Consider the following 545-nt stretch of genomic DNA (forward strand, 5'->3'; position numbering starts at 1 on the left):
TAAGTTGGACAACTCTTTCTTTTCCAGTGCTTGAAATCCTGTCCATTTCAGAGACCCAAAATTCGTATGCCTTCTGTGCTTCAGCAATAATGTCTTTGTCTTTGCTGTTACACTTGGGATTATTCATTGCAGCTATCGGCTTGTCTTTGTGGGGTGTCTGTATCATTATAAGATTCCTTTTTTGTCAAATATCGGCGATGGCTCGATAGTCGAAATTTGGGTCAAAGCATCATTAATGTCATCCGCTATATCGCACTGCGCAATATGCAACGCTGTCTTTAAATGCTACCTGGCTATATTCCTTGCATTCCCCGACTGTGGAGTAAAACCACACATCTGTAACACCAGAATATCTTCTTTAATACTCATCCCGAAACGATTTGTGAAAATTCTTTCGGGGGTTGCTATTTTCTGGTATGCGCCCATTTCCTCCGCAATTTAAAGCAGGATAGATGAATTGAAAAAAAGGAATGCCTCTGACTCGCGATTCACGCCCGACTACAAGTACAAGCATGCCATTCTTACTTAAAGAGCGAGCAAAGCTG

Annotated in this window: 1 pseudogene; it reads right to left on the reverse strand. The window is 41.7% G+C overall.

Features of this window, described 5'->3' with window-relative positions:
• Positions 1–358: 358 nt before the first annotated feature.
• Positions 359–545, reverse strand: a pseudogene (locus tag HW443_RS13165) (hypothetical protein); the annotation flags it as partial.

Source organism: Candidatus Hakubella thermalkaliphila (assembly GCF_013281975.1).
In the GTDB taxonomy this organism is placed as follows: Bacteria; Actinomycetota; Humimicrobiia; order Hakubellales; family Hakubellaceae; genus Hakubella; species Hakubella thermalkaliphila.